General features: G+C 67.5%; 26 protein-coding genes. 22 read left to right on the forward strand and 4 right to left on the reverse strand.

Annotated features, from left to right (window positions below):
- From dnaA to gyrB, 3 genes are all read left to right on the forward strand, one after another.
- Positions 1–1,127 (forward strand): chromosomal replication initiator protein DnaA (gene dnaA, locus H0523_RS26375; protein WP_070540514.1); only part of this gene is annotated, 1,127 nt, incomplete at its 5' end.
- 2 nt (positions 1,128–1,129) lie between these two features.
- Positions 1,130–2,239, forward strand: coding sequence for a DNA polymerase III subunit beta (gene dnaN / locus H0523_RS26380; RefSeq protein WP_054431113.1), 1,110 nt, complete (start codon positions 1,130–1,132; stop codon positions 2,237–2,239).
- Positions 2,240–2,334: 95 nt separating this feature from the next.
- The gene (gene gyrB, locus H0523_RS26385) at positions 2,335–4,782 is read left to right on the forward strand and encodes a DNA topoisomerase (ATP-hydrolyzing) subunit B (protein WP_054431026.1); all 2,448 of its coding nucleotides are present in this window, start codon (positions 2,335–2,337) and stop codon (positions 4,780–4,782) included.
- Between the two features lie 169 nt (positions 4,783–4,951).
- Here the strand turns inward: gyrB and H0523_RS26390 are convergent, their stop codons facing one another.
- Positions 4,952–5,875, reverse strand: a complete 924-nt coding sequence (locus H0523_RS26390; RefSeq protein WP_054431028.1) for a LysR family transcriptional regulator — start codon at positions 5,873–5,875, stop codon at positions 4,952–4,954.
- A 314-nt stretch (positions 5,876–6,189) separates the two neighbouring features.
- Here H0523_RS26390 and H0523_RS26395 point away from each other — a divergent pair, with 314 nt between their 5' ends.
- The 6 genes from H0523_RS26395 (at position 6,190) to H0523_RS26420 (ending at position 12,109) form a co-directional block, all read left to right on the forward strand.
- A complete protein-coding gene (locus H0523_RS26395; RefSeq protein WP_006392138.1) occupies positions 6,190–6,876 on the forward strand; it encodes a hydrolase in 687 nt (228 codons plus the stop codon).
- Between the two features lie 105 nt (positions 6,877–6,981).
- A complete protein-coding gene (locus H0523_RS26400; RefSeq protein WP_054431030.1) occupies positions 6,982–8,574 on the forward strand; it encodes an MFS transporter in 1,593 nt (530 codons plus the stop codon).
- 38 nt (positions 8,575–8,612) lie between these two features.
- Positions 8,613–9,317 carry a pirin family protein gene (locus H0523_RS26405; RefSeq protein WP_054431032.1) on the forward strand — a complete coding sequence of 235 codons (705 nt, stop codon included), beginning with the start codon at positions 8,613–8,615 and terminating at the stop codon, positions 9,315–9,317.
- 38 nt (positions 9,318–9,355) lie between these two features.
- Positions 9,356–9,616 carry a XapX domain-containing protein gene (locus H0523_RS26410; protein ID WP_054431034.1) on the forward strand — a complete coding sequence of 87 codons (261 nt, stop codon included), beginning with the start codon at positions 9,356–9,358 and terminating at the stop codon, positions 9,614–9,616.
- Positions 9,617–9,746: 130 nt separating this feature from the next.
- Positions 9,747–11,642 (forward strand): amidohydrolase, encoded by a 1,896-nt coding sequence (locus H0523_RS26415; RefSeq protein ID WP_054431036.1) that lies wholly within the window; start codon positions 9,747–9,749, stop codon positions 11,640–11,642.
- Positions 11,643–11,653: 11 nt separating this feature from the next.
- A complete protein-coding gene (locus tag H0523_RS26420; protein WP_054431038.1) occupies positions 11,654–12,109 on the forward strand; it encodes a DoxX family protein in 456 nt (151 codons plus the stop codon).
- A 75-nt stretch (positions 12,110–12,184) separates the two neighbouring features.
- Here H0523_RS26420 and H0523_RS26425 read toward each other — a convergent pair whose 3' ends face one another.
- Entirely contained in the window at positions 12,185–13,117 is a 933-nt protein-coding gene (locus tag H0523_RS26425; RefSeq protein WP_006389526.1) for a LysR substrate-binding domain-containing protein, read from the reverse strand.
- Positions 13,118–13,288: 171 nt separating this feature from the next.
- Between H0523_RS26425 and H0523_RS26430 the strand changes: the two genes are divergently transcribed.
- The 6 genes from H0523_RS26430 to H0523_RS26455 all read left to right on the forward strand — a co-directional run bounded on the left by H0523_RS26430 (position 13,289) and on the right by H0523_RS26455 (position 18,548).
- A complete protein-coding gene (locus H0523_RS26430) occupies positions 13,289–14,197 on the forward strand; it encodes an amino acid ABC transporter substrate-binding protein (RefSeq protein WP_006392145.1) in 909 nt (302 codons plus the stop codon).
- Positions 14,198–14,299: 102 nt separating this feature from the next.
- Positions 14,300–15,052, forward strand: coding sequence for an amino acid ABC transporter permease (locus H0523_RS26435; RefSeq protein ID WP_054431039.1), 753 nt, complete (start codon positions 14,300–14,302; stop codon positions 15,050–15,052).
- Between the two features lie 8 nt (positions 15,053–15,060).
- Positions 15,061–15,750, forward strand: a complete 690-nt coding sequence (locus H0523_RS26440; RefSeq protein WP_054431041.1) for an amino acid ABC transporter permease — start codon at positions 15,061–15,063, stop codon at positions 15,748–15,750.
- A 51-nt stretch (positions 15,751–15,801) separates the two neighbouring features.
- Complete coding sequence (locus tag H0523_RS26445) at positions 15,802–16,536, forward strand: amino acid ABC transporter ATP-binding protein (protein WP_054431043.1); 735 nt, start codon at positions 15,802–15,804, stop codon at positions 16,534–16,536.
- A gap of 5 nt (positions 16,537–16,541) precedes the next feature.
- Positions 16,542–17,600, forward strand: coding sequence for a threonine aldolase family protein (locus H0523_RS26450; protein WP_054431045.1), 1,059 nt, complete (start codon positions 16,542–16,544; stop codon positions 17,598–17,600).
- A 39-nt stretch (positions 17,601–17,639) separates the two neighbouring features.
- On the forward strand, positions 17,640–18,548 hold the full coding sequence (locus H0523_RS26455) for an EamA family transporter (RefSeq protein WP_054431046.1): 909 nt from the start codon (positions 17,640–17,642) through the stop codon (positions 18,546–18,548).
- Positions 18,549–18,637: 89 nt separating this feature from the next.
- Here the strand turns inward: H0523_RS26455 and H0523_RS26460 are convergent, their stop codons facing one another.
- On the reverse strand, positions 18,638–18,922 hold the full coding sequence (locus H0523_RS26460; protein WP_054431048.1) for an acylphosphatase: 285 nt from the start codon (positions 18,920–18,922) through the stop codon (positions 18,638–18,640).
- A gap of 161 nt (positions 18,923–19,083) precedes the next feature.
- On the opposite strand from H0523_RS26460, the gene H0523_RS26465 reads away from it, so the two are divergent.
- Entirely contained in the window at positions 19,084–19,980 is an 897-nt protein-coding gene (locus H0523_RS26465) for a phytanoyl-CoA dioxygenase family protein (RefSeq protein ID WP_054431049.1), read from the forward strand.
- A gap of 219 nt (positions 19,981–20,199) precedes the next feature.
- The gene (locus H0523_RS26470) at positions 20,200–21,363 is read left to right on the forward strand and encodes an alpha-hydroxy acid oxidase (protein ID WP_054431051.1); all 1,164 of its coding nucleotides are present in this window, start codon (positions 20,200–20,202) and stop codon (positions 21,361–21,363) included.
- A gap of 137 nt (positions 21,364–21,500) precedes the next feature.
- Here H0523_RS26470 and H0523_RS26475 read toward each other — a convergent pair whose 3' ends face one another.
- Positions 21,501–22,343, reverse strand: coding sequence for an IclR family transcriptional regulator (locus H0523_RS26475; RefSeq protein ID WP_054431053.1), 843 nt, complete (start codon positions 22,341–22,343; stop codon positions 21,501–21,503).
- Positions 22,344–22,542: 199 nt separating this feature from the next.
- Here H0523_RS26475 and H0523_RS26480 point away from each other — a divergent pair, with 199 nt between their 5' ends.
- From H0523_RS26480 to H0523_RS26500, 5 genes are all read left to right on the forward strand, one after another.
- A complete protein-coding gene (locus H0523_RS26480; protein WP_035359809.1) occupies positions 22,543–23,613 on the forward strand; it encodes an ABC transporter ATP-binding protein in 1,071 nt (356 codons plus the stop codon).
- A 1-nt stretch (position 23,614) separates the two neighbouring features.
- Positions 23,615–24,502, forward strand: coding sequence for an ABC transporter permease (locus H0523_RS26485; protein WP_054431055.1), 888 nt, complete (start codon positions 23,615–23,617; stop codon positions 24,500–24,502).
- A gap of 15 nt (positions 24,503–24,517) precedes the next feature.
- The gene (locus tag H0523_RS26490) at positions 24,518–25,312 is read left to right on the forward strand and encodes an ABC transporter permease (protein WP_054431056.1); all 795 of its coding nucleotides are present in this window, start codon (positions 24,518–24,520) and stop codon (positions 25,310–25,312) included.
- A 37-nt stretch (positions 25,313–25,349) separates the two neighbouring features.
- Positions 25,350–25,679 carry a (2Fe-2S)-binding protein gene (locus H0523_RS26495; protein ID WP_054431058.1) on the forward strand — a complete coding sequence of 110 codons (330 nt, stop codon included), beginning with the start codon at positions 25,350–25,352 and terminating at the stop codon, positions 25,677–25,679.
- The coding region (locus H0523_RS26500) for an NAD(P)/FAD-dependent oxidoreductase (protein WP_180180199.1) at positions 25,676–26,614 on the forward strand (939 nt) is incomplete at its 3' end. The genes H0523_RS26495 and H0523_RS26500, both read left to right, overlap by 4 nt.

A 26,614-nucleotide genomic window follows, 5' to 3' on the forward strand; every position in this document is an offset into this window, starting at 1 on the left:
CGCCGCCGCCAGGCATGCCGGCGCAGCCCGCCGCGCCCGCTCCCGTCGCGACCACCGCGGCGGCCGCGGCCGTGAACGCGGACGCCGCCAACATCGTGTACGAGCGCTCGCGCCTGAACACCGACCTGACGTTCGAGAACTTCGTGACGGGTAAGGCCAACCAGCTGGCGCGCGCCGCCGCGCTGCAGGTGGCCGAGAACCCGGGCACCTCGTACAACCCGCTGTTCCTGTACGGCGGCGTGGGCCTGGGCAAGACCCACCTGATCCACGCCATCGGCAACGCCATGGTGGCGGCGGGCACCGGGGTGCGCGTGCGCTACGTGCATGCCGACCAATACGTGTCCGACGTGGTCAAGGCGTACCAGCGCAAGGCGTTCGATGACTTCAAGCGCTACTACCATTCGCTCGACCTGCTGCTGATCGACGATATCCAGTTCTTCTCCGGCAAGAACCGCACGCAGGAAGAATTCTTCTATGCGTTCGAGGCGATGGTGGCGCAGCGCAAGCAGATCATCATCACCAGCGACACCTATCCGAAGGAACTGTCGGGCATCGACAGCCGCCTGATCTCGCGCTTCGATTCCGGCCTGACGGTCGCGATCGAGCCGCCCGAACTCGAGATGCGCGTGGCGATCCTGCTGCGCAAGGCCGAGTCCGAGGGCGTGCCGATGCCCGAGGAAGTGGCGTTCTTCATCGCCAAGCACCTGCGCAGCAACGTGCGCGAACTCGAAGGCGCGTTGCGCAAGGTGCTGGCCTACGCCCGCTTCCACGGCCGCGATGTGCTCACCGTGGACGTCTGCAAGGAAGCCCTGAAGGATCTGCTGTCCGTGTCCAACGGCCAGATCACCGTCGAGAACATCCAGAAGACGGTGGCGGATTTCTACAAGATCAAGGTCGCCGACATGTATTCGAAACGCCGGCCGGCCAATATCGCTTTGCCGCGCCAGGTCGCCATGTACCTGGCCAAGGAGCTGACCCAGAAAAGCCTGCCGGAAATCGGCGATCTGTTCGGTGGCCGTGACCACACCACCGTGCTGCACGCCGTACGCAAGATTTCCGACGCCCGCGCCAAGCAAGCGGAGCTCAACCATACCCTGCACGTGTTGGAACAAACTCTAAAAGGATGACCATGCAACTCGTACAAACCACACGCGATGCATTGCTGAAACCGCTGTCGACCGTGGCGGGCATCGTCGAAAGACGCCATACCCTGCCCATCCTGGCGAACATCCTGATGCGCAAGGAAGGCAACAAGGTTGCCTTCATCGCGACCGACCTGGAAGTGCAGATCACCACGCACGCCGACTTCGGTGTGGGCCACGACAACGAGTCCACCACGGTCGCGGCGCGCAAGTTGCTGGACATCCTGAAAGCCCTGCCGGACACCGGCGACGTGCGCCTGGCGCTGGCCAGCAACAAGCTGTCGGTGCAGTCGGCCAAGAGCCGCTTCGCGCTGCAGACGCTGGCCGCCAGCGAATTCCCCACCGTGGCCCAGCCCGAGCAGTGGGACGTGTCGCTGAGCATGCCGCAACGCACGCTGCGCCACCTGTTCAACATGGTGCACTTCGCCATGGCGCAACAGGACATCCGCTACTACCTGAACGGCATGCTGCTGGTGTTCGAACCGGGCCGCGTGCGCGCGGTCGCCACCGACGGCCACCGCCTGGCGCACTGCTCCACCGAAGCCGACGGCATCAGCGAACGCCACGAAGTGATCGTGCCGCGCAAGACCGTGCTGGAAATGCAGCGCCTGCTGGAAGACTCCGACGAGCTCGTCTCGATCGACGTGGCGCCGGGCCAGATCCGTTTCCGCTTCGGCGACGTCGAGCTGGTGTCCAAGCTGGTCGAAGGCAAGTTCCCCGACTTCACCCGCGTCATCCCGACCAACTACACGCGCCACTTCCTGGTGGGCCGCGAAGCCCTGCAGGGCAGCCTGCAGCGCGCCGCCATCCTGACCACCGACAAGTTCAAGGGCGTGCGCCTGCAACTGGCGCAGAACCAGATGAAGATCTCTTCTTCCAACGCCGAGCAGGAAGAGGCGCAGGAAGAAATCGACATCGACTACGGCCACGAACCGCTGGACGTGGGCTTCAACGTCGGCTACCTGCTCGACGTGCTGGCCAACGTCAAGGTGGACAACATCCAGTGGTCGGTCATGCCCGATGCCAACGCGTCGGCGCTCATCACCCTGCCCGAAGACGACCAGTTCAAGTACGTCGTCATGCCCATGCGGATCTGAGTCCGCGCAGCTGTGGGTTTGTGCCGCCCGCGGGCCCGATGGCCCGCCGGCGGTCCGGCCGCCAGGCCGTTCTTTAAAGCGTTATCGATACAGACATGTCAGATCAGCAGAACACCACTCCCGAGAACGGCGGCTACGGCGCCGACTCGATCAAGATGCTCAAGGGGCTGGAGGCCGTGCGCAAGCGCCCCGGCATGTACATCGGCGACACGTCGGACGGCACCGGTCTGCACCACATGGTGTTCGAAGTCGTCGACAACGCCATTGACGAAGCGCTGGCCGGCTGGTGCGACGACATCGTCGTCACGATCCACACCGACAACTCGATCTCGGTCACCGACAACGGCCGCGGCATCCCCACGGATATCCACAAGGACGACGAATTCCACCGCAGCGCGGCGGAAATCGTCATGACCGAACTGCACGCTGGCGGCAAGTTCGACCAGAACTCGTACAAGGTGTCCGGCGGCCTGCACGGCGTGGGCGTGTCGTGCGTGAACGCGCTGTCCGAGTGGCTGCGCCTGACCATTCGCCGCAACGGCGAAGTGCACCAGATGGAATTCCGCCAGGGCGAGCGCGTCGCGCCCCTGGCCGTGACCGGCACGACCGACAAGCGCGGCACCGAAGTGCGCTTCCTGGCCGACCCGATCATCTTCAACAACATCGAGTACCACTACGAGATCCTCTCCAAGCGCCTGCGCGAGCTCTCGTTCCTGAACAACGGCGTCAAGATCCGCCTGATCGACCAGCGCCAGGGCAAGGAAGAGAACTTCGCCTTCTCGGGCGGCGTGAAGGGCTTCGTCGAATACATCAACCGCGCCAAGACGGTGCTGCACCCGAACGTGTTCTCGGTCACCACCGAGTCGTCGGCGGGCGGCGTGCCGGTGGGCGTGGAAGTGGCGATGCAGTGGAACGACAGCTACAGCGAAAGCGTGCTGTGCTTCACCAACAACATCCCGCAGCGCGACGGCGGCTCGCACCTGACCGGCCTGCGCGCGGCGATGACCCGCATCATCAACAAGTACATCACCGACAACGAACTGGCCAAGAAGGCCAAGGTCGAGACCTCCGGCGACGACATGCGCGAAGGCCTGGCCTGCGTGCTGTCGGTGAAGGTGCCCGAACCCAAGTTCAGCAGCCAGACCAAGGACAAGCTGGTGTCCAGCGAAGTGCGTCCGGCCGTTGAAGAGGCCGTGGCCCGCACGCTGGAAACCTGGCTGCTGGAGCATCCGAACGACGCCAAGGCGCTGTGCGCCAAGATCGTCGAAGCCGCCCGCGCGCGCGAAGCCGCCCGCAAGGCGCGCGAAATGACGCGCCGCAAGAGCGTGCTGGAAGGCGCCGGCCTGCCCGGCAAGCTGGCCGACTGCCAGGAAAAGGATCCGGCGCTGTGCGAGCTGTACATCGTCGAGGGTGACTCCGCAGGCGGCTCGGCCAAGCAGGGCCGCGACCGCAAGTTCCAGGCCATCCTGCCGCTGCGCGGCAAGGTGCTGAACGTCGAGAAGGCGCGCTTTGACCGCCTGATCGCCAGCGAGCAGATCGCCACGCTGATCACCGCGCTGGGCACCAGCATCGGCCCGGACTTCAACGTCGACAAGCTGCGCTATCACCGCCTCATCATCATGACCGACGCGGACGTGGACGGCGCGCACATCCGCACGCTGCTGCTGACGCTGCTGTACCGCCAGATGCCCGAGCTGGTGCAGCGCGGCTACGTCTACATCGCCCAGCCGCCGCTGTACAAGGTCAAGGTCGGCCGCGAAGAGCGCTACCTGAAGGATGACCAGGAAGAAGCGCAGTTCATGCTGCAGCTGGCCCTGAAGGACGCCGAGATCATCTCCGGCGGCAACATCATCCGTGGCGACGAGCTGAACGAGCTGGCGCGCCAGTACGTGGCCGCCGACGGCGTCATCGCGCGCCTGTCGCGCGTGTTCGACGTGGCGGCGCTGTCGGCCATGGCCGAGGGCGTCGAGATCAACCTGGAGTCGGCCGAGGCCGCCGCCGATTCGGCCAAGCGCCTGGCCGATGCCATGCGTGATCCGGTCAGCGGCAACGGCGTGGAAGTGGTGCCCGAATTCGACGAGGCCACCGAACGCCATCGCCTGTCGATCCAGCGCATGCACCACGGCAACGTGCGCGTCAGCATCATCGACGCCGACTTCGTCGGCGGTTCCGACTACGCGATCCTGTCGCGCGCCGCCAAGAGCTTCTCCGGCAAGGTCGGCCCGCGTTCGCTGGCCGCGCGTGGCGAAGGCGAAAAGCGCAAGGAGCAGAACGTCTCCGACTTCCGCGAAGCCATGCAGTGGCTGCGCAGCGAAGCCGATCGCGGCATCTCCAAGCAGCGCTACAAGGGCCTGGGCGAAATGAACCCGGAACAGCTGTGGGAAACCACCATGGACCCGAAGGTGCGCCGCCTGCTGCGCGTGCAGATCGAGGACGCCATCGCGGCCGACGAGGTCTTCACCACGCTGATGGGCGACGACGTCGAACCGCGCCGCAACTTCATCGAGGCGCATGCGCTGTCGGCGGGGAACATCGACGTCTGATCGGCACGATTGGCCGCAAGCCCGTCAGGGCTTCGCGGCGTGCATGAAAAAGGGGCTGCCTGCGCAGCCCCTTTTGTTTTGATGCGGCCTGCCTGCGGGCCTGCCCGCCGGCCCGCAGCGCGCGCCGCAGCGTCAGACCGCCGGATAGGGCCCGCAGGGCGACCGCGCCCTACGCCTGCACGTCGCTGGCCCACGGCTCCGCCGTCAACCGTTCCGCCAGGTATTCGATCAGCGCCTGCACCCGCGCCGGCCGCCGGCGGCCCGGCGGCGTGACGATGTGCAGCGCGATCGGGTCGATCTGCCAGTCGTCCATGGCGGTTTCCAGCGCGCCCGATTGCAGGTCTTCCCAGGCCAGGAATTCCGGCTGCAGCGCCAGGCCCAGGCCGGCCTGCAGCGCGGGTGACAGCGCCTCGGCGTTGTTGACGTTCAGCTGCACCGGCAGCGACTGCGAGAACTCGCCGTGCTTTTCGTGGCGGAAGCGCCAGCTCGAGCCGTTGCGCGCGTACATGTATTGCAGCGCGGTGTGTTGCGCCAGGTCGCGCGGATGCTTGGGCTTGCCGGCGCGCTTGAAGTAGCTGGGCGCGCCCACCAGCAGGATGCGCACCGAGCACAGGCGCCGCGCCAGCAGCGTGGAGTCCACCAGGTTGGAGATGCGCAGGGCCAGGTCGAAGCGTTCCGACACCAGGTCGGCCTGCTTGTCGTTGAACTCGATCTCCAGGTCCACGTCGGGATGCGCCTGCATGAAGGGCGGCAGCATCGGCGCCAGGTGCGTGACGCCGAAGGACATGGGTGCGGCCAGGCGAATCTTGCCGCGCAGGCTGGTGGATTTCTCGGTGACCTCGGCCTCGACCGCCTCGCCCTCTTCCAGGATGCGCGCGGCGCGCTCCAGCGCCGCATAGCCGGACTCCGTCAACGACATGCTGCGCGAGGTGCGGTGGAACAGCATGGTCTTCATCTTGGTCTCCAGACGCGTGATGGTCTTGGACACCGTGGCCTGGGACAGGGACAGTTCGGCCGCGGCCTTGGCGAACGAGCCCGTGTCGGCGACCTTGGCGAAGATCGCCCAGCCCTCCAGATCCGGCAGTTTGTTCATGGTGGTTCTCGCAAAGAAAGTCGCGTCGATGATAGCGGCTGACTATGTGACGAACAAGAATGCCCGGGGCGCACCGGCGGGAAATGCCCGTGTCGCGGGGATCATGCAAAAAATGGAAAGGATGCAATTCCCCGCTGCGGATTCTCAGGCGGGGGGCGGATCCCTACTATGCCCATACCGACACACGACGTGAACGAAACCCCTCAAGCGGCATTCGAGCACGACGACAGCGGGGCAAGCCGGAGCGGTTTGCGCAGCGCCCGAATTCACCTTGCCGCATTCCCCTGAACGATTCCCTGAAAGAGAGAGCCACCATGTCCGCCAACAAATACCTCGAAGTCCTTACCCCGCAGAACAGCCAGATCATCTTCATCGATCAGCAGCCGCAGATGGCCTTCGGCGTGCAGTCGATCGATCGCCAGACGCTCAAGAACAACGTGGTGGGCCTGGCCAAGGCCGCGCGCACCTTCAACATCCCGACCACCATCACCACCGTCGAGACCGATGGCTTCTCGGGCAACACCTTCCCCGAACTGCTGGCCGTGTTCCCCGAGAACAAGATCCTCGAGCGCACCTCGATGAACTCGTGGGACGACCAGAACGTGCGCGACGCGCTGGCCGCCAACGGCCGCAAGAAGATCGTCGTGGCCGGCCTGTGGACCGAGGTCTGCAACACCACCTTCGCCCTGTGCGCCATGCTCGAAGGCGACTACGAGATCTACATGGTGGCGGACGCCTCGGGCGGCACCTCGGCCGACGCGCACAAGTACGCGATGGACCGCATGATCCAGGCCGGCGTGGTGCCGGTGACCTGGCAGCAGGTGATGCTGGAATGGCAGCGCGACTGGGCCCGCCAGGAAACCTACGACGCCGTGACCGGCATCGCCAAGGAACATTCCGGCGCCTACGGCATGGGCATCGACTACGCCGTCACCCACGTGCACAAGCTGGCCGAGCGCGTGACGCACGGCGAGCGCATCGGCCCCAACCCGGCCAAGTAAGCCCCGCGCCCGGGCCGGCAACGGCCCGGGCCGCTTCTTTTTCCGATCACGGCAGGCGGCGGGATGCACGGCCCCTGGCGACCCAGCGCGATCCCGGAGCATTCCATGCCGAATTCCCCTTCTCCCTCCGCGGGAGGCAGCTTTGCGCCTCTGCGCCAGCCCGTGTTCGCCGTCCTGTGGGCGGCCGCGGTGCTCGGCAACGTGGGCAGCTTCATGCGCGACGTCGCCAGCTCCTGGCTGGTGACCGACTTGTCGGCCAGCCCGGCCGCGGTGGCGCTGATCCAGACGGCGGCGACGCTGCCGATCTTCCTGCTGGCGATTCCGGCCGGCGTGCTGTCGGACATCCTGGACCGCCGGCGTTTCCTCATCTTCGTGCAGTTGCTGCTGGCCTCGGTCAGCGGCACCTTGTTGCTGCTGTCGCATTTCGGCGCGCTGACGGTGGACTACCTGATCGCGCTGACCTTCGTCGGCGGCATCGGCGCGGCGCTGATGGGCCCGACCTGGCAGTCGATCGTGCCCGAGCTGGTGCCGCGCGAGAACCTGAAGGGCGCGGTGGCGCTGAACTCGCTGGGGATCAACATCGCGCGCGCCATCGGTCCGGCCGCGGGCGGCCTGATCCTGGCCAGCTTCGGCGCGGCGGTGACCTACGGCATGGACGTGTTGAGCTATGTGTTCGTGATCGCCGCCCTGCTGTGGTGGAAGCGTCCGGCGGCGACCGACAGCGCGCTGTCGGAGAACTTCCTGGGCGCGTTCCGGGCCGGCCTGCGCTATACGCGGGCCAGCAAGGAACTGCATCGCGTGCTGCTGCGCGCCGCGGTGTTCTTCCTGTTCGCCAGCGCGGTGTGGGCCCTGCTGCCGCTGGTGGCGCGGCAGATGCTGGGCGGCACGTCCGGCTTCTACGGCATGCTGCTGGGCGCCGTGGGCGCCGGCGCGATCCTGGGCGCGCTGGTGATGCCGAAGCTGGGCGCCAAGCTGAATGCGGACGGGCTGGTGCTGCTGGCGTCCGTGGTCAGCGCGGTGGTGATGGGCGTGCTGGTGTTCGCCCCGCCCAAGTGGCTGGCGGTGCTGATGCTGGTGCTGCTGGGGATGGGCTGGATCACGGCGCTGACGACCTTCAACGGCGTGGCCCAGGCGATCCTGCCCAACTGGGTGCGCGGCCGCGGCCTGGCGGTGTACCTGATGGTGTTCAACGGCGCGATGGCGGCCGGCAGCCTGGGCTGGGGCCTGGTGGCGCGTGAAATCGGCGTGCCCTACGCCCTGGTGGTCAGCGCCGTCGGCCTGGTGATCGTGGCGCTGCTGTTCCATCGGGCGCGGCTGCCGGTGGGCGAAGCCGACCTGCAGGCGTCGAACCACTGGCCCGAGCCGCTGGTGTCGGAGTCGGTGGCGCATGACCGCGGCCCGGTGCTGATCCAGGTCGAGTACCGCATCCGCCAGGCAGACCGTCCGGCGTTCCTGGACGCGATGCAGCGCCTGTCGCAGGAGCGCCTGCGCGACGGCGCCTATTCCTGGGGCGTGGCCGAGCACACCAGCGATCCCGAGCGGGTGGTGGAGTGGTTCTTCGTGGAGTCGTGGGCCGAGCATCTGCGCCAGCACCATCGGGTCTCGCATGCCGACGCTGATCTGCAGGCCGAGGCGCTGCGGTTCCATATCGGTCCCGACAAGCCCGAGGTGCATCACTTCCTGGCCCTGAAGCGCTGACGCCCCGCTTTCCCATTCGTCCCACCTGGAGGCTCGCCATGATAGAGCGCCGACCTTTGACAACCCTGGGCCACGCCCGCCGCGGCTGGCTCGATGTGAAACACCATTTCTCGTTCGCCAACTACCTGGATCCGCGGCGCATGAACTGGGGCGCGCTGCGCGCCTGGAACGACGAGACCATCGCGCCGGGCGCCGGTTTTCCCGCGCTGCTGCACACCGATGTGGAAATCATCACCTGCGTGCGGGAAGGCGCGTTGACCCATGAGGATGACCTGGGCAACCGCGGCCGCACCCGCGCCGGTGACGTGCAGGTCATGAGCGCGGGCAGCGGCCTGACGCACGCCGAATTCAACATGGAAGGCGGGCCGGCGCGGGTGTTCCAGATCTGGATCGAACCGGATCGCCGCGGCGTGCCGCCGAGCTGGGGCAGGAAGACGTTTGCCCGCGACGCCTGCGACGGCCATTTCGTCACGCTGGCCAGCGGCATCGAGGGCGACGAGGATGCGCTGCCGATCCGCAGCGATGCGCGGGTGCTGGCGGTGGCGCTCAAGGCCGGCCAGGCCGCCACCTACCGTTTCGCCCGCGGCCGGCGCCGTGGCTACCTGGTGGCGTCCAAGGGCCGCCTGACCGTCAACGACGTCGAGCTGGGCAGCGGCGACGGCGCCGCCATCGAGGACGAAGCCGATGTGCGCATCACCGCGCTCGACGACGCCGAAGTGCTGCTGGCCGATACCCACGCGTGATCCGACTTTCCCCCTTCCTGACACACACGAGAATGCGCATGAAGATCTATCTGCTTTCCCTGGGCGCCGGTCTGCTGGTCGGCGTGGTGTACAGCCTGCTGCAGGTGCGTTCGCCGGCGCCGCCGCTGGTGGCGTTGATCGGCCTGCTGGGCATCCTGGTCGGCGAGCAGCTGGTGCCGGTGGGCAAGCAGCTGCTCAATGGCACGGCCTTCGTCGCCGCCTGCGACAAGGAAAAGGCGGTGAGCCACGTGTTCGGGCAGCTGCCGGGCCGCCAGGCCCAGGACAAAGACCAGGGCTGAACCCCTTTTTTCGCACCCACGGAGATATCGTATGCCTACCCGCCGCGACCTCATCGGTGTTGCTTCCACGCTGGCCCTCAATAGCCTGTTGGGCGGACGCGCCGCTGCCCGTTCCAAAGGAGAATCCCCCATGCCAAACGCCTCAAACGCCTACCCGGACGTCATCTTCCATAACGGCCGCATCACCACGCTGGACCGCGCTAGGCCGCTGGCCAGCGCCGTCGCCATCCAGGACGGACGCTTCGTCGCGGTCGGCACCGATGCCGAGGTCATGGCGCTGGCCGGTCCCGCCACCCGCCGCGTCGACCTGAAGCAGCGCGGCGCCCTGCCCGGCCTGTTCGACAACCATACCCACGTGGTGCGCGGCGGCCTGAACTACAACATGGAGCTGCGCTGGGACGGCGTGCGCTCGCTGGCCGACGCCATGGCGATGCTCAAGCGCCAGGTCGCCATCACGCCGGCGCCGCAATGGGTGCGGGTGGTGGGCGGCTTCACCGAGCACCAATTCGCCGAGAAGCGCCTGCCGACGATCGAGGAGATCAATGCCGTCGCGCCCGACACGCCGGTGTTCCTGCTGCACCTGTACGACCGCGCCCTGCTCAACGGCGCCGCGCTGCGCGCGGTGGGCTACACCAAGACCACGCCCAACCCGCCGGGCGGCGAGATCATCCGCGACGCGCAGGGCAACCCGACCGGACTGCTGCTGGCCAAGCCCAACGCCACCATCCTGTACGCCACGCTGGCCAAGGGGCCCAAGCTGCCGTTCGACTACCAGGTCAATTCCACGCGCCATTTCATGCGCGAGCTGAACCGCCTGGGCGTGACCGGCGTGATCGACGCGGGCGGCGGTTTCCAGAACTATCCCGATGACTACGCCGTGATCCAGAAGCTGGCCGACGAAGGCCAGATGACCGTGCGGCTGGCCTACAACCTGTTCACGCAGAAGCCCAAGCAGGAGAAGGAAGACTTTCTCAAGTGGACGTCCAGCGTGAAGTACAAGCAGGGCACCGACTACTTCCGCCACAACGGCGCCGGCGAGATGCTGGTGTTCTCGGCCGCCGACTTCGAGGACTTCCGCGTCGAGCGGCCGGACATGCCGCCCGAGATGGAAGGCGAGCTGGAGGAAGTGGTGCGCGTGCTGGTGCAGAACAAGTGGCCGTGGCGTCTGCACGCCACCTATGACGAGACCATCTCGCGCGCGCTGGATGTGTTCGAGAAGGTCAACCAGGACACGCCGCTGACCGGGCTGAACTGGTTCTTCGACCACGCCGAGACCATTTCCGACAAGTCGATCGACCGCATCGCCGCGCTGGGCGGCGGCATCGCCGTGCAGCATCGCATGGCCTACCAGGGCGAGTACTTCATCGAGCGCTACGGCGCGGCCGCGGCCGAGGCCACGCCGCCCATCGCCAGGATGCTGGATCGCGGCGTGAAGGTTTCCGCCGGCACCGACGCCACCCGTGTCGCGTCCTACAACCCGTGGGTGTCGCTGTCGTGGATGGTGACCGGCAAGACCGTGGGCGGCACCCGCCTCTATCCGGCGCGCAACTGCCTGGACCGCGAGACCGCGCTGCGCATGTGGACCGAGAACGTGGCCTGGTTCGCCAACGAGGAAGGCAAGCGCGGCCGCATCCAGCCGGGCCAGCTGGCCGACTTCATCGTGCCGAGCAAGGACTACTTCCGCTGCAGCGAGGACGAGATCTCGTTCCTGACCTCGGACCTGACGGTGGTTGGCGGCCGGGTGGTCTACGGCGCCGGCGAATTCGGGCCCGAGGACGACAATCCGCTGCCGCCCGCCATGCCGGACTGGTCGCCCACGCGCCTGTTCGGCGGCTATGCCGCCTGGGGCGACCCCGACGGCGCCGGCCGCAATTCGCTGGGCTACCGCAACATGGCGGCCTGCGCGTGCGCCAGCAGTTGCGGGCTGCATGGGCATGACCATGCCAAGGCGTGGGCCTCGAAGGCGCCCAGTTCCGACCTCCAGGGCTTCTTCGGCGCCCTGGGTTGCTCCTGCTGGGCCGTCTGAGGAGGCCGGCCATGAACGCGACCTTTCAATGGGAGCGGCGGCTGGCCGGCCTGGCCCGGCCGCTGTTCGGTTCGCCGGTGGTGCGGTTCCTGGCCTACCTGGGCCTGTGCGCCGCCTACCTGCAGGGCGGGCTGGTCAAGCTGACCGACTTTCCCGGCGCGCTGGCGGAGATGGCGCATTTCGGGCTGGCGCCCGGGCCGTTGTTCGCGGTGCTGGTGATCGCGCTGGAACTGGCGGCCTCCGCCATGATCCTGAGCGGCCGCCTGCGCTGGCTGGGGGCGCTGGCGCTGGCCGCCTTCACGCTGGCGGCCACGGGCATCGCGCTGCGCTATTGGGAGATGCCGGCCGGCCAGGAACGCTTCATGGCCGCCAATGCGTTCTACGAGCACCTGGGACTGGCGGGGGGATTGCTGCTGGTGGCGTGGCTGGATCTGCGCGAGCCGCGCCCGGACGGCGCGACTGCCTGACGACGGGCGGCCGCGGGCAAAAAAGGCCCCGATGTCGGGGCCTTGTCGTTTCCGCGCGGCGGGGGGGCGTTGCCATCATCGCCCCGGCCGCGCCTTCAGATCGGCCATTTCTTCCTGCATCAACTGGTGCGCGTAGCGCGAGAACACGCTGACCAGGCGGGTGCGGGTGTGGTACGGCGGGTACAGCAGCGCCACCGTGACCGGCACCGCCGGGCTGAACGGGCGCACTTCGACGCCGTTGGCCTCGTATTCCTCGCGCGCGGCCAGCGGGTTGATCAGCGCCACGCCCAGGCCGGCGCCCACCAGCGCACAGACCGACGAGCCCAGGCCGGCCTCGGCCACGGTCTGGCGCTCGACCTTGGCGGCCTTGAAGACCGCGTCGATCTTTTCCCGCAGCGGCGTGGCGCTGGGAAAGGCGATGAAGGGCTCGCCGGCGAAATCGGCCGGCTTGAGCTTTTTCAGCTTGGTCAACCGGTGCCCCTTGGGCAGCACCGCCACGCAGTTCATGGTCAGCACCGGCTCGACCTGGATGCCGGGGCTGTCGCCCGACAGCATCGCCAGGCCGGTGTCGCAGAAACCCGAGCTGATCCAGTTGTGCACCGCGCTGGCGTTGCCGGAATGGATCGAGACCATGACGTCCGGGTATTCGGTCTTGAAGGCGGCCACGATGCGCGCCAGCAGGCCGCCGGCCAGGCGCGGCATGGCCGCCACGCTCAGGCGGCTGGCGCTGAAGGAGCGGATGCTGGCCGCCGCCGATTCCAGGCCGGCCAGGCCGATGAAGGTCTTTTCGACCTCCTGGAAGAAGCGCGAACCGTCCTGGGTGGGGGTCAGGCGGCTGCCGTTGCGGTCGAACAGGGGAAATTGGGTGATTGCTTCCAATTGCGCTATTAAGCGGCTAACGTGCGGCTGCGAGGTATGCACTCTGCGCGCCGCGGCGGTCATGGATCCGGTCATCATGACGGCCCGGAAAGCCTCGATGTGTCGCAAGCCCATTCGTGTAATGGCCATATCAAATCCGTATAGAGGAATACCCGATTGGAACTGGATAAAACCATAACGCTAGTTGATACTTTTTGCCAGCCGCGGGGCTCATCGCGGGACGCGGCGGGTCGTATGCACTCCGGCTCCGCTGTTCGTGAACATAAGCACGCGCCGCTCGACCGGCGCCAAGGGAATAAGATGAAAGCATTTGCCGCGATTTCGGTCGCCGCCGCCCTGTTCGGCAGCGCCGCCGCCCACGCCGAAGGCCCCAGCCGCCTGGACAAGATCCGCGACACCGGCGTGATCACCATCGGCCATCCCGAGACCTCCGTGCCGTTCGCCTACCTGGACGGCAACCAGAAGCCGATCGGCTACACCGTCGAGATCTGCCAGGAAATCGCCCAGCACATCAAGACCGCGCTGAAGCTGCCCAAGCTGGACGTGCGTTACAACCCGACCACCTCCGCCACGCGTATCCCGTTGCTGGCCAACGGCACCATCGACCTGGAGTGCGGCAACACCACCAACAACCTCGAACGCCACAAGCTGGTGTCGTTCGCGCCCACCACGTTCGTGGCGCAGGTGGTGCTGGTGGCGCGCAAGGACGGCGGCGTGGATCCCAACAACCTGGCCTCGTTCCGCGGCAAGTCGATCGCGGCGCAGGCCGGCGGCCAGACCTTCAAGCTGATTTCGCGCTTGAACGCCGAGGGCAACCTGGGCATCACCATGGCACCCACCAAGGATACGGCGGAAACGTTGCTGATGGTGGAATCGGGACGCGCCGCGGGCTCGGCCAACGATGACGGCATCGCCTATGGCGTGGTGGCCTCGTCCAAGAACCCCGACGCCTTCGTGATCGGCACCAAGGGCCTGGAACTGGCGCCCTACGGCATCATGCAGCCCAAGGACGATCCGGCCTTCAAGAAGGTGGTGGACGACGCCGTGCTGGACCTGATGAAGAGCGGCCGCGTCGCCGCGATCTACGACAAGTACTTCAATTCCCCGATCCCGCCCAAGCAGATCAACCTGAAGTACCCGATGAGCGACGCGCTCAAGCGCGCCCTGGCCCATCCGACCGACTCCGGCGACCCCAAGGCCTACGAGTAAGCCGGTCCGCCGCCGCGGCCCCCGGGGGCCGGGCGGCGACACGCTAAACCGGGCGCCGGCCGCCGGCGCCCGTTTCTTTGGTTGTCCACAGGTCCTCAAAGCATGAATTACAACTGGAGCTGGAGCATCTTCCTGGAGATGTCGCCCGACGGCGTGCATACCTTCCTGGAGACCATCCTGATCGGCGTGGGCTGGACCCTGGCGCTGGCCCTGACGGCGTGGGTGTTCTCGCTGCTGCTCGGCTCGTGCCTGGGCGTGATGCGCACCGCCTCGTCGCGCCTGGCCAATGCGGTCGGCGCCACCTATGTCGAGATTTTCCGCAACGTGCCGCTGCTGGTGCAGATGTTCCTGTGGTATTTCGTGCTGCCGGAGCTGCTGCCGCATGCCTGGGGCCTGGCCATGAAGCAGATGCCGCAGCCCTGGGGGCAATTCCTGCCGGCGGTGCTCTGTCTGGGCTTCTACGGCTCGGCGCGCGTGGCCGAGCAGTTGCGCGCCGGCATCCAGTCGCTGCCGCGCGGCCAGTTCCAGGCGGGCACGGCGCTCGGCCTGACCGAGACGCAGGTCTACCGCTACATCATCCTGCCCGAGGCCTATCGCATCGTGCTGCCGCCGCTGACCTCGGAGTTCATGGGCACGATCAAGTATTCGTCGGTGGCGCTGACCATCGGCCTGCTGGAGCTGACCGGCCAGACCCGCTCGATGGCGGAGTTCAGCTTCCATATCTTCGAGGCGTTTTCGGCGGCGACCGTGATCTACCTGATCCTGAACGGCACGGTGGTGCTCGGCATGCGCCTGCTTGAACGCCATGTGGCGGTTCCCGGCCTGATCGGCGCGGCGACCAAGAACGGACGCTAGGAACCGCCATGGGCAAATTCGATTTCGACGTCATCGGCAGCGCGCTGCCGTACCTGTTCCAGACCGGCATGACGTTCACGCTGACCCTGACGCTGCTGGCGGCGGTGATGGGGCTGGCGCTGGGCACCGTGCTGGCGATGATGCGCCTGTCGCGCTACCGGATCCTGTCGGTGCCGGCGGGCATCTACGTGAACGTGATGCGTTCCGTGCCGCTGCTGCTGGTGATCTTCTGGTTCTACTTCCTGGTGCCCTACATCGCCGCCTGGATCGTGGGCTCGCCCACGCCGCTGCGGGTGGGGGCGTTCAACTCGGCGGTGGTCACGTTCACGCTGTTCGAGGCCGCGTACTTCTGCGAGATCATGCGCGCCGGCATCCAGTCGATCGCGCGCGGCCAGGTCTCGGCCAGCATGGCGCTGGGCCTGAACCACTGGCAGGGCATGCGCTACGTGATCCTGCCGCAGGCGATCCGCAACATGGTGCCGGCGCTGCTGACGCGGGTCATCATCCTGTTCCAGGACACCTCGCTGGTGTACGTGCTGTCGCTCACCGATTTCCTGGGCGCGGCGTCCAAGATCGGCCAGCGCGACGGCCGGCTGGTGGAACTCTATCTCTTCGTGGCGGTGGTGTATTTCGTGATCTGCTTCACGGCATCCCGTCTGGTCAAACGGCTGGAAAAGCGCGTCCGGGTGCTGCGCTAGGCGCCCAGGTTATCCACAGGTCCAACGATGCAACTCTCTTCGAAACCCCCGATGATCGAGATCAAGCAGGTCAGCAAGTGGTATGGCGATTTCCAGGTGCTGGATGATTGCAGCACCACCGTCGGCCGCGGCGAGGTGGTGGTGGTGTGCGGCCCCTCCGGCTCGGGCAAATCGACCTTGATCAAGACCGTGAACGCGCTCGAGCCCTTCCAGAAGGGCGAGATCGTGGTCAACGGCATCCAGGTGGGCGATCCGCGCACCAACCTGCCCAAGCTGCGTTCGGTGGCCGGCATGGTGTTCCAGCATTTCGAGCTGTTCCCGCACCTGTCGGTGACCGAGAACCTGTGCCTGGGCCAGCTCAAGGTGCTCAAGCGCGGCAAGGACGAGGCCCGCGCCCGCGCGCTGGCGCTGCTGGAGCGGGTCGGCCTGTCGGCGCACAAGGACAAGCACCCGGGCGAGCTGTCCGGCGGCCAGCAGCAGCGCGTGGCGATCGCCCGCGCCCTGTCGATGGACCCGGTGGTGATGCTGTTCGACGAGCCGACCTCGGCGCTGGACCCGGAGATGGTCAACGAGGTGCTGGACGTGATGACCGACCTGGCCGGCGAAGGCATGACCATGATGGTGGTGACCCACGAAATGGGGTTTGCCCGCCGCGTCGCCGACCGCGTGATCTTCATGGACGGCGGCAAGATCGTCGAAGACTGCCCGAAGGACGCGTTCTTCGGCGATGTCGAGGCGCGCGCCCCGCGCACGCGCCAGTTCCTTTCCAAAATTTTGCAGCACTGATAGCCATGAGCCAGCGGATCTCCGTCGACCCCTCCCACCCGCTCGTCGACCTGCGCAGCGACACGGTCACCCACCCCACCGCCGCCATGTACGAGCGCATGCGCACGGCGCCCATCGGCGACGATGGGCTGGACGGCGACCCCAGCGTGCGGGCGCTGGAAGCGCACGTGGCCGCGCGCCTGGGCAAGGAAGCCGGGCTGTTCGTGCCCAGCTGCACCATGGCCAACCTGCTGGCGGTGCTGGCGCAGACCCAGCGCAATGAACAGGTGGTGCTGGAGTCGGCCGCGCACATGTACACATCCGAGCGCGGCGCCGCCACCTTCACCGGCCTGTTCTACCAGGGCGTGCCCGGCACCGACGGCGCGATGGACCTGAACCGCCTGGAAGACGCGATGCAATCGGGCGGCCACAAGCTCAAGACCTCGCTGGTGGCGATGGAGACCTCGCACAACAACGCCGGCGGCGCGGTGCTGCCGCTGGACCACATGCAGGCGGTGCATGGCATGGCGCAGGCCGGCGGCGTGCCGGTGCACCTGGATGGCGCGCGCCTGTTCAACGCCGCGGTGGCGCTGGGCGTGGCGCCGGCCGAGATCACCCGCCATGCCGATACCGTGTCGCTGTGCCTGTCCAAGGGCCTGAGCGCGCCGGTGGGCGCGGTGCTGACCGGTCCGCGCCAGGTGATGGCGCGGGCGCGGGTGCTGCGGCGCATGCTCGGCGGCACCCAGCGCCAGGCCGGCATCATGGCCGCGGCCGGGCTGGAAGGCGTGCAGACCATGGGCGACCGGCTGGTCGAGGACCATGCGCGCGCGCGCCGCCTGAGCGACGGCCTGAACCGCCTGGATCCGGTGCTGTCGGCCACGGTGCCGCAGACCAACATCGTGCAGGTCGAGACCGCCGACACCGGCATGACCAACGCGCACTGGGTCACGGCGCTGGAAGCGGCGGGCCTGCTGACGCGCCCGTGGGGCCGCACGCGGCTGCGCTGCGTGACCCACCGCCACATCGACGACGAGGACATCGACCGCGCCATCGAGGCCTTCAAAAAAGTGCTGGCAAGCCGCTGATCCGGCGTTTCACGGGGGCGGGCGATGCGATAATGCGGGATGTCCGCCGCTACCCAACTTTCCAAGAAAGATTATCTCTGCGCCCTGACGGTGGTGGTGATCTGGGGCCTGAACTTCGTCATCATGAAGATCGGCCTCAAGGGCCTTTCCCCCATGATGCTGGGCGCGCTGCGATTCGCGCTGGCCGCCTTCCCTCTGGTGCTGTTCGTGCGGCCGCCGCGCCTGCCGTGGCAATGGATCGCCGCCTACGGGCTGGTGCAGGGGCTGGGCCAGTTCGGCCTGCTGTTCACGGCCCTCAAATTCGGCATGCCGGCGGGCATGGCCTCGCTGGTGATCCAGACCCAAGCCTTCTTCACGTTGCTGCTGGCCGCGCCGGTGCTGCGCGAACGCGCGCGGCCGCATCACTGGCTCGGGCTGGGCGTGGCCGCGCTGGGGTTGGCGGTGATCGCCGCCGGCCGCGGCGAGGGGCCGGGCCAGATGACCATGCTGGGATTCGTGCTGACGCTGGGCGGCGCCGCGATGTGGGCGGTGTCGAACATCATCGTGCGCCTGGCCAGCCGCAAGTCGCCCGGCTACGACCCGTTCGCGTTCATCGCCTGGAGCAGCGCCGCGCCGGTGCTGCCGTTCCTGGGGCTGGCGGTGCTCGCCGACGGCTGGGACGCGGTGACGGGCATGATCCTGGGGATAGGCTGGGGCGAGGCGCTGTCGGTGTTGTACCTGGCGGTGCTGGCCACGCTGCTGGCCTATACCCTGTGGACGCAGCTGCTGACGCGCCATCCGGCCGCCAGGATCGCGCCGTTCTCGCTGCTGGTGCCGGTGGTGGGCCTGTGGGCGGCGTCGGCCGCCTTCGATGAGCGGCTGCAGCCGCTGCAATGGCTGGGCGCGGGCTGCGTGCTGGCCGGCCTGATCATCAACCAGGTCGGCGGGCGCTGGCTGCGCAACCGCTGATCCCGTCCCGCGCCGCGGGCCTGGCCCGCGGCATTCATCCTTGTCTCCACCCCGCTTTCGGATGAGCGGCGTAGGCCGTGGCGCGCTTCCTACAGCTGTTCGAAATGGGCATAACGCTTGTCGGTGTAGTCCCGGCGCGTGACCATTTCGACGACCTCGGCCCCGGGCGGGCCGCGCCGCAACCATTCCAGCATGTGATCGACCTGGTCGGGCGTGCCCTGCACCAGGGCCTCGACCGTGCCGTCCAGCATGTTCTGCACCCAGCCGCGGGCGCCCAGCAGGTGCGCGCGCCGCACCGCCGCATGGCGGTAGCCCACGCCCTGCACGGTGCCGCTGACGGTGACGTGGACGGTCTCGATATGGGTGTCTTGCATTGGTTTTCCTTCGGATGATGCGCCGCGGCGCGCCGGTGACCTAGGCGGTTCCGACTACAGCGGATGATCGATAGGCCCCTCGGGCATCGAAGCGATACGTTAGAGCACATGTCAAAACGTGCCAACGGGAACACCCGCAAGCAAAGCTTGGAGAAGCCATTATGGAAGAGACCAGTTTGTTGTCGGAAGCAGAAACAGCACGCTATCGGGACCAGGGCTACCTGGCCCTGCCGGACATGTGTCCGCAGGACGAGGTGGGCTATATCCGGCGCACGCTGCTGGAACTGTTCGCGAACAAGACGGGCTACAACGAGGGGGCGCAATACGATTTCATCAGTCGCGACGACCCGTCCAAGCCGGCCAAGTTTCCCAGTTTGCACGATCCGCGCCATTATGCCCCGGGCCTGCTGAAGACCGCCTATCACGAGCGCACGCTGGAGCTGGCGCGCCAACTGCTGGGCGAGGACGCCGCGCTGTACGGCGAACATGCGCTGCTCAAGCCGGCGCTGGTGGGGCCCGAGACGCCGTGGCACCAGGATGAGGCGTTCCGCTCGCCCGACTTCGTCTACAACGAGCTGAGCATCTGGCTGGCGCTGCAGCCGGCCACGCTGGAGAACGGCTGCATGCAGTTCATCCCGGGCTCCAACAAGAGCGAGGTGCTGGAGCATCGCTCGCCCGGCGGCGACAAGACGCTGCACCCGCTCGAGTGCTGCGCCGATTTCCCGCGCGACCAGGCGGTGGCCGAACCGCTGCAACCCGGCGGCTGCACCGTGCACGATGCGCGCACGCTGCATTTCACGGGCGCCAATACGTCGCCGCAGCCGCGGCTGGCGTACATCCTGATCTACAACACGCCGCCGGTCTACAAGCCGGGACGGCGCGAGTTTCCGTGGCTCGAAGGCCGCTGGACCGACAGCCAGACCCGCAAGAAGGAATGGCATCGCCGTGGCGGCCTGGCGGTGGACGTGCTGCGGCGCCTGCCGGGGGCGCGGCTGACCAGCCCGCGCTGGGTGGCGTGGGCCACGATCCGGGCGGTGACCAAGGTCTGGCCGCGCTAGCGGCGGAGTCAGCGGCCGCGTCGCCGTCGACGCAAATGCGGTCGCGATGAAGGGGGAACCGGGGCCGGCAAGGGGCGCTTGCCGGCCTCGGCGCGTATACTGGGCGGCGCCGCGGGGCCTTGCCGCCCGGCGTGAACGGCAAGTGTCTGGACGACGCATGCGGGTTCGCGCGGGCCGGTCGCCGCGGGGTCGCGTCCCACTTTCCCCAGAAAAATAACCATGACCGCTAACCTCTCCACGATCACCTGCATCGAAGACCTGCGCGCGATTGCGCGCAAGCGCGTGCCGCGCATGTTCTACGACTACGCCGATTCGGGCGCCTGGACGGAAGGCACGTACCGCGCCAACGAAAGCGATTTCCAGAAGATCAAGCTGCGCCAGCGCGTGGCGGTGAACATGGAAGGCCGCTCGCTGCGCACGACACTGGTGGGCCAGGACGCGGTGATGCCGCTGGCGATTTCGCCGACGGGCCTGACCGGCATGCAGCATGCCGATGGCGAGATCCTGGCGGCCAAGGCGGCGGCCGATTTCGGCGTGCCGTTCACGCTGTCGACCATGAGCATCTGCTCGCTGGAAGACGTGGCGGCGGCCACCGGCAAGCCGTTCTGGTTCCAGCTCTACGTGATGCGCGACCGCGAGTTCGTCGGCGACCTGATCGACCGCGCCAAGGCGGCAGGCTGCTCGGCGCTGGTGCTGACGCTGGACCTGCAGATCCTGGGCCAGCGCCACAAGGACATCAAGAACGGCCTGTCGACGCCGCCCAAGCCGACCATCCGCAATCTCATCAACCTGGCGACCAAGCCGCGCTGGTGCATGGGCATGCTGGGCACCAAGCGCCGCACGTTCGGCAACATCGTCGGCCACGCCAAGGGCGTGAGCGATCTGTCGTCGCTGTCGTCGTGGACGGCCGAGCAGTTCGATCCGCGCCTGAGCTGGGACGATGTGGAATGGATCAAGCAGCGCTGGGGCGGCAAGCTGATCATCAAGGGCATCCTGGATGTCGAGGATGCGCAACTGGCGGCCAATAGCGGCGCCGATGCGCTGATCGTCAGCAACCATGGCGGACGCCAGCTGGATGGCGCGATGTCGTCGATCGCGGCGCTGCCGTCGATCGCGGATGCGGTGGGGTCGAAGATCGAAGTGTGGATGGATGGCGGCGTGCGCTCGGGGCAGGACATCCTCAAGGCGGTGGCGCTGGGCGCGCGCGGAGCGATGATCGGGCGGGCCTTCCTGTACGGGTTGGGGGCATACGGGCAGGCGGGCGTGACTCGCGTGCTGGAGATCCTTTACAAGGAAATGGATACGACGATGGCGCTTTGCGGGCGGCGCAATATCGACGTCGGGGATCGGAGTATTTTGTTGCCGGGGACTTATCCCGTCTGAGGGTTGCTCTGATCGGCTGGAAGCCGGTGGGTCGCTGTGGCGGCTTGCCGGCTTTTTTGTTTTTTGCTTGCGGGTTTTTGCTCGCGAGTCTTTCTTCGTAGGTCGGCCGGCGCGGCGAGGGGTGTGGCGCTGCGGGTTTATTCCCGGTTGCCGGTGCCGAGGAATTGGCTGGGGCGCCTTAGCGCCGGGTCGAACGGGTTGAGTTGGGCGCTGATGCCGGCGGCTTCGCGGCGCAGGATTTCGACGATGAGGGGGAGGCGTTCGTCGCTGATGCGTTCGACGGGGGCGGCGATGCTGAGGGCGGCGACGGTGACGCCGTTGGGGTCGTGCACGGGGACGGCGAGGCCGGCGATGTTGGGGAAGATGCCCTGGCCCTTGCTGCGGGCGTATTGGAGTTCCTGGCATTCCTTGATGCCGGCGCGCATCGAGATTTCGTCGACGAAGCCCAGGTGGTGCAGGCGCGGGATGTTGAAGCGCAGGACTTCTTCGCGTTCGGCCTCGGGCAGGTTGGCCAGCAGCAGCAGGCCGCCCTGGCCCAGGCCGAGCGGGACGCGGCCGCCGATGTCGCCGGTGTGCGAGCGCACCGGGAAGGCGCCGTCGATGCGGTCCAGGCAGACGGCGTCGAAGCCGCTGCGCACCAGCAGGAAGATGGTGTCGTTGAGCATGCCGCTCAGGCGCAGCATGACGGGGCGGTAGATCGAACGCAGGGTCGATTGGTGGTTGCCGGCGGCGGCGGCCAGGGAGAAGAAGGCGACGCTGAGCTGGTAGCCCTTGCTCTGGGCGGGTTGTTCGACCATGCCTTCCTGCACCAGGCCCTGCAGCACGCGGTGCACGGTGGCCTGGGCCTGGCCGGTGCGGGCGGCGATGTCGGTCAGGCGCAGTTTTTCGCCCTTGGCGTCGGACAGGACGCGCAGTACGGCGAAGGCGCGTTGCAGGACGCCCTGGGCGCCGGCGTCGTCGGCGGCTTCTGATTTCTTCATTGTTCAATTCCGATAATCAAAATATACGGCTGTATTTTTATCAGGAAATTCAGTTATACGGAAATAATAAGAAGAAAATTCGATTCTTCGGAAAACCCTAATTGACCGGCCTTTTCGGCGACTCCTAGACTGCCCTGCATCGATTGCACCGCGGGGCCGGCCCCGCGCAGCGCTCCTCACCGGGCACGAGGTTTGGAATATGTCATTTCTGCGGTTGGACAACGTCTCCAAGAATTACGGCGACCTGCGGGTCGTCTCGGATCTGAACCTGGCGGTCGAGAAAGGGGAATTCGTGTCCTTGCTGGGGCCGTCGGGCTGCGGCAAGACCACCACGCTGCAGATGATCGCGGGCTTTGCCGACGTGACGCGCGGCAGCATCACGCTCGACGGCCGCGACATCACCCATGCCAAGCCGAACACGCGCGGGCTGGGCATCGTGTTCCAGAGCTATGCGCTGTTTCCGCACCTGACGGTGGCGGACAACGTGGCGTTCGGGCTGAAGATGCGCAAGGTCGAGCGCGCCGAGCGCCAGGCGCGGGTGCGCGAGGCGCTGGCGCTGGTGAAGCTGGACAAGCATGCCGACCGCTTTCCGCGTGAACTGTCGGGCGGGCAGCGCCAGCGGGTGGCGCTGGCGCGCGCGCTGGTGATCCGGCCGCCGGTGCTGTTGCTGGACGAACCGTTGTCGAACCTGGACGCCAAGCTGCGCGAGGACATGCAGTTCGAGCTGCGCAGCATCCAGAAGCAGATCGGCACCACCACCGTGATGGTGACGCACGACCAGGCCGAGGCGCTGTCGATCAGCGACCGCGTGGTGGTGATGCAGGACGGCCGCGCCACGCAGGTGGACGCGCCCTACCGCATGTACGAGCATCCGCAGAGCGAATTCATCTCGCGCTTCGTCGGCAAGACCAACCTGCTGCCGGGCCGCGTGACGCGCTGCGGCGCGCAGGCCGAGGTGGAGACCGGCGCGCTGCGCGTGCTGGTCGACGGCGCGGGCCTGCGTCATGGCGACAGCGTGCAGCTGTCGCTGCGGCCGGAGAAGCTGGTGCCGGTGCCGGCCGGCCAGGGCAAGCTGTCCTGTGTGGTCAGCACGCGCTACTTCCTGGGCAGCCAGTGGATGTACGGGCTGGATTCGCCGGTGGGGGCGCTGACGGTGCTGACGCCCAACGACGGCCGCCGGCCGCACGATGATGGCGACCAGATCGGCCTGGACTGGGCCGAAGGCGTGCTGCGCGTGCTGCCCGTGGCGGCGGTTGCCGAAGAGGCCTGACATGGCGACGCTGACCCAACCCGGCGCCGTCCGCGCGCCCAAGCCGCGCACCGACGGCCTGCTGGCCATTCTCGGTTCGATCCCGCTGGCGATCGTGTTCCTGACGTTGGTGCTGACGCCGCTGGCGTTGACGCTGGTGCTGTCGTTCCGACCGTTCGACTACAGCGCGGGCATCCTGCCCGGGCACACCTTCGAACACTACCTGGCGGTGGTGACCGACGGCTATTTCCTGGAGATCTTCTGGCGCACGTTCTGGATCGCGGGCGTGACCACGCTGATCTGCGTGCTGATCGGCGCGCCCGAGGCCTACATCCTGTCGCGCATGGGCAAGCCGTGGCGCTCGATCTTCCTGCTGGTGGTGCTGTCGCCGCTGCTGATCTCGCTGGTGGTGCGCGCCTTCGGCTGGAGCATGCTGCTGGGGCCGGGCGGGGCCATTGGCCGCGCGGCCGCGGCGCTGGGCCTGGGACCGCTGCTGTACACGCCCACCGCCGTCATCATCGGCCTGGTGCACGTGATGCTGCCGTTCATGGTGATTCCGGTGTGGACCTCGCTGCAGAAGCTGGACCCGACCGTGGAGCACGCGGCGCTGTCGCTCAATGCGTCGCGTTTCCAGACGCTGCTGCGCATCGTGCTGCCGCAGGCCATGCCGGGCATCCTGTCGGGCAGCCTGATCGTGTTCGGGCTGTCGGCCAGTTCGTTCGCGATTCCCGCGCTGCTGGGCGGACGCCGCCTGAAGATGGTGGCCACGGTGGTCTACGACGAATTCCTGACCGAATTGAACTGGCCGCTGGGCGCGGCCATCGCCATCGTGCTGCTGGTGGTCAACGTCATCATCATGATGGCGTACAACCGCGTGGTGGAACGTTCCTACCGGCGCAGCCTGGGTTGAACGAGGACAGCGATCATGCAGAAGAACGGTCCTTTCGCATTGGCCTTCAATGCCCTGGTGGTGACGTTCGTGCTGGCGCCGCTGGCCATCGTGTGCCTGGTGGCGTTCACGCCCGAGTCGACGCTGACGGTGCCGACCACGCAGTTCTCGCTGCGCTGGTTCCACGCGGTGTTCGAGCATCCCAATTTCATGCAGGCGTTCAAGAACAGCCTGTGGCTGGCGTTCCTGTCGGCCAGCATCGCCGTGTGCCTGGCGGTGCCGGCGGCCATCGCCATCACGCGCTACCGCTTTCCCGGGCGCGATGCGCTCAACGGCCTGTTCCTGTCGCCGCTGATGATTCCGCACCTGGTGCTGGGCGTGGCGCTGCTGCGCTTTTTCGCGCTGATGGGCACCACCGGCAGCTTCGGCTGGCTGGTGTTCAGCCACGTGGTGGTGATCACGCCCTACGTGATGCGGCTGGTGATCGGCGCGCTGGTGGGCTTTGACCGCTCGGTCGAGCATGCCGCGCTGTCGCTGGGCGCGAGCCGCGCCACGGTGTTCTTCCAGGTGACGCTGCCGCTCATCATTCCGGGCGTGTCGGGCGGCTGGCTGCTGGCCTTCATCAACAGTTTCGACGAGCTGACCATGTCGGTGTTCATCACCGCGCCGTCGACCATCACGCTGCCGGTGCGCATGTACATGTACGCCACCGAGTCGATCGACCCGATGATGGCCGCCGTGTCGGCGCTGGTGATCGGCCTGACCGCGGCGACCATGCTGCTGCTGGATCGCGTCTACGGGCTGGACCGCGTGCTGGTGGGACAGAAATGAAGCGCAAGCCGGGTACGCAACGGGAGACCCCGCCATCATGGCAATACTGAAACGCCTGGCCGAAACGGCCCGGCCCGCCGTCGCCTTCACGCTGGACGGCAAACCCTGCACCGCGCTGGCCGGCGATACCGTGCTGACGGCGGTGCTGACGCAGGCCGAGCGCCTGCGCCTGTCGGAATTCGGCGGCGGGCCGCGCGCCGGCTTCTGCATGATGGGCGCCTGCCAGGACTGCTGGATGCAGCGCGAGGATGGCACGCGTCTGCGCGCCTGTTCCACCTACATCGAAGCGGGCATGCGCCTGCGCAGCGCGCCGCTGCGCGCCGAGCAGGTGCCGGGCACGCTGGCGGCGGAGGGCGACGCATCATGAACCTGATCCTGCCCGTGATCGTGGGCGCCGGCCCCGCCGGCATTCGCGCCGCGCAGACGCTGGCGGCCCAGGGCCTGCGGCCGGTGGTGCTGGACGAGGCGCCGCGCGCTGGCGGCCAGATCTACCGCCAGCCGCCGCCCGGCTTCGCGCGGACCAAGGCGGCGCTGTATGGCTTCGAGCACCGCAAGGCCGATGCGCTGCACCGCAAGATGGACGAGCTGGCGCCGCAGCTGGATTACCGGCCCGGCAGCCTGGTGTGGAACGCCGAAGGCAAGACGCTCGATGTGCTGCGCGACGGCAACAGCGCGCCCGTGCCCTACACCCACTTGATCCTGGCCACCGGCGCCACCGATCGCGTGCTGCCGTTCCCGGGCTGGCTGACGCCGGGCGTGTACACCCTGGGCGGTTCGCAGGTGGCGTTGAAGCACCAGGGCTGCGCCATCGGCGAGCGCGTCGCGTTCATGGGCACTGGTCCCCTGCTCTATCTGGTCGCCTACCAGTACGCCAAGGCCGGCGCCCGCGTTGTGGCGGTGCTGGATACCTCGCGCTTCGCCGACCGCCTGGCGGCGTTGCCCGGCATGCTGCGCGCGCCGGGCCTGCTGGCCAAGGGGCTGTACTACATGGCCTGGCTGCGCGCGCATGGCGTGCCCATGGCCAGCGGCGTGCGGCCGGTGCGGGTCGAGGGCGAAGCGCGCGTCACCGGGCTGCTCTACCGCCAGGGAGCGCGGCAGCGGCGGGTGGATTGCGACGCGTTGGGCTATGGCTTGTCGCTGCGTTCCGAAACGCAGCTGGCCAGCCTGGTGGGCTGCCAGTTCGCCTTCAATGTCCGCGACCGTGGCTGGACGCCGCGCCTGGACGCGGCCGGGCGCAGCAGCGTGGCCGGCGTGTACGTGGCCGGCGACGGCGCGGGCATCGGCGGCGCCGACGCGGCCGAG

The organism is Achromobacter insuavis, from assembly GCF_902859645.1.
In the GTDB taxonomy this organism is placed as follows: Bacteria; Pseudomonadota; Gammaproteobacteria; order Burkholderiales; family Burkholderiaceae_B; genus Achromobacter; species Achromobacter insuavis.

What these genes read in the sequence shown, in the direction of transcription:
- dnaN (WP_054431113.1), top strand. Translation starts at nt 1,130, where the DNA reads ATGCAACTCGTACAAACCACACGCGATGCATTGCTGAAACCGCTGTCG.
- gyrB (WP_054431026.1), top strand. Translation starts at nt 2,335, where the DNA reads ATGTCAGATCAGCAGAACACCACTCCCGAGAACGGCGGCTACGGCGCC.
- H0523_RS26390 (WP_054431028.1), bottom strand. Translation starts at nt 5,875, where the DNA reads ATGAACAAACTGCCGGATCTGGAGGGCTGGGCGATCTTCGCCAAGGTC.
- H0523_RS26395 (WP_006392138.1), top strand. Translation starts at nt 6,190, where the DNA reads ATGTCCGCCAACAAATACCTCGAAGTCCTTACCCCGCAGAACAGCCAG.
- H0523_RS26400 (WP_054431030.1), top strand. Translation starts at nt 6,982, where the DNA reads ATGCCGAATTCCCCTTCTCCCTCCGCGGGAGGCAGCTTTGCGCCTCTG.
- H0523_RS26405 (WP_054431032.1), top strand. Translation starts at nt 8,613, where the DNA reads ATGATAGAGCGCCGACCTTTGACAACCCTGGGCCACGCCCGCCGCGGC.
- H0523_RS26410 (WP_054431034.1), top strand. Translation starts at nt 9,356, where the DNA reads ATGAAGATCTATCTGCTTTCCCTGGGCGCCGGTCTGCTGGTCGGCGTG.
- H0523_RS26415 (WP_054431036.1), top strand. Translation starts at nt 9,747, where the DNA reads ATGCCAAACGCCTCAAACGCCTACCCGGACGTCATCTTCCATAACGGC.
- H0523_RS26420 (WP_054431038.1), top strand. Translation starts at nt 11,654, where the DNA reads ATGAACGCGACCTTTCAATGGGAGCGGCGGCTGGCCGGCCTGGCCCGG.
- H0523_RS26425 (WP_006389526.1), bottom strand. Translation starts at nt 13,117, where the DNA reads ATGGCCATTACACGAATGGGCTTGCGACACATCGAGGCTTTCCGGGCC.
- H0523_RS26430 (WP_006392145.1), top strand. Translation starts at nt 13,289, where the DNA reads ATGAAAGCATTTGCCGCGATTTCGGTCGCCGCCGCCCTGTTCGGCAGC.
- H0523_RS26435 (WP_054431039.1), top strand. Translation starts at nt 14,300, where the DNA reads ATGAATTACAACTGGAGCTGGAGCATCTTCCTGGAGATGTCGCCCGAC.
- H0523_RS26440 (WP_054431041.1), top strand. Translation starts at nt 15,061, where the DNA reads ATGGGCAAATTCGATTTCGACGTCATCGGCAGCGCGCTGCCGTACCTG.
- H0523_RS26445 (WP_054431043.1), top strand. Translation starts at nt 15,802, where the DNA reads ATGATCGAGATCAAGCAGGTCAGCAAGTGGTATGGCGATTTCCAGGTG.
- H0523_RS26450 (WP_054431045.1), top strand. Translation starts at nt 16,542, where the DNA reads ATGAGCCAGCGGATCTCCGTCGACCCCTCCCACCCGCTCGTCGACCTG.
- H0523_RS26455 (WP_054431046.1), top strand. Translation starts at nt 17,640, where the DNA reads ATGTCCGCCGCTACCCAACTTTCCAAGAAAGATTATCTCTGCGCCCTG.
- H0523_RS26460 (WP_054431048.1), bottom strand. Translation starts at nt 18,922, where the DNA reads ATGCAAGACACCCATATCGAGACCGTCCACGTCACCGTCAGCGGCACC.
- H0523_RS26465 (WP_054431049.1), top strand. Translation starts at nt 19,084, where the DNA reads ATGGAAGAGACCAGTTTGTTGTCGGAAGCAGAAACAGCACGCTATCGG.
- H0523_RS26470 (WP_054431051.1), top strand. Translation starts at nt 20,200, where the DNA reads ATGACCGCTAACCTCTCCACGATCACCTGCATCGAAGACCTGCGCGCG.
- H0523_RS26475 (WP_054431053.1), bottom strand. Translation starts at nt 22,343, where the DNA reads ATGAAGAAATCAGAAGCCGCCGACGACGCCGGCGCCCAGGGCGTCCTG.
- H0523_RS26480 (WP_035359809.1), top strand. Translation starts at nt 22,543, where the DNA reads ATGTCATTTCTGCGGTTGGACAACGTCTCCAAGAATTACGGCGACCTG.
- H0523_RS26485 (WP_054431055.1), top strand. Translation starts at nt 23,615, where the DNA reads ATGGCGACGCTGACCCAACCCGGCGCCGTCCGCGCGCCCAAGCCGCGC.
- H0523_RS26490 (WP_054431056.1), top strand. Translation starts at nt 24,518, where the DNA reads ATGCAGAAGAACGGTCCTTTCGCATTGGCCTTCAATGCCCTGGTGGTG.
- H0523_RS26495 (WP_054431058.1), top strand. Translation starts at nt 25,350, where the DNA reads ATGGCAATACTGAAACGCCTGGCCGAAACGGCCCGGCCCGCCGTCGCC.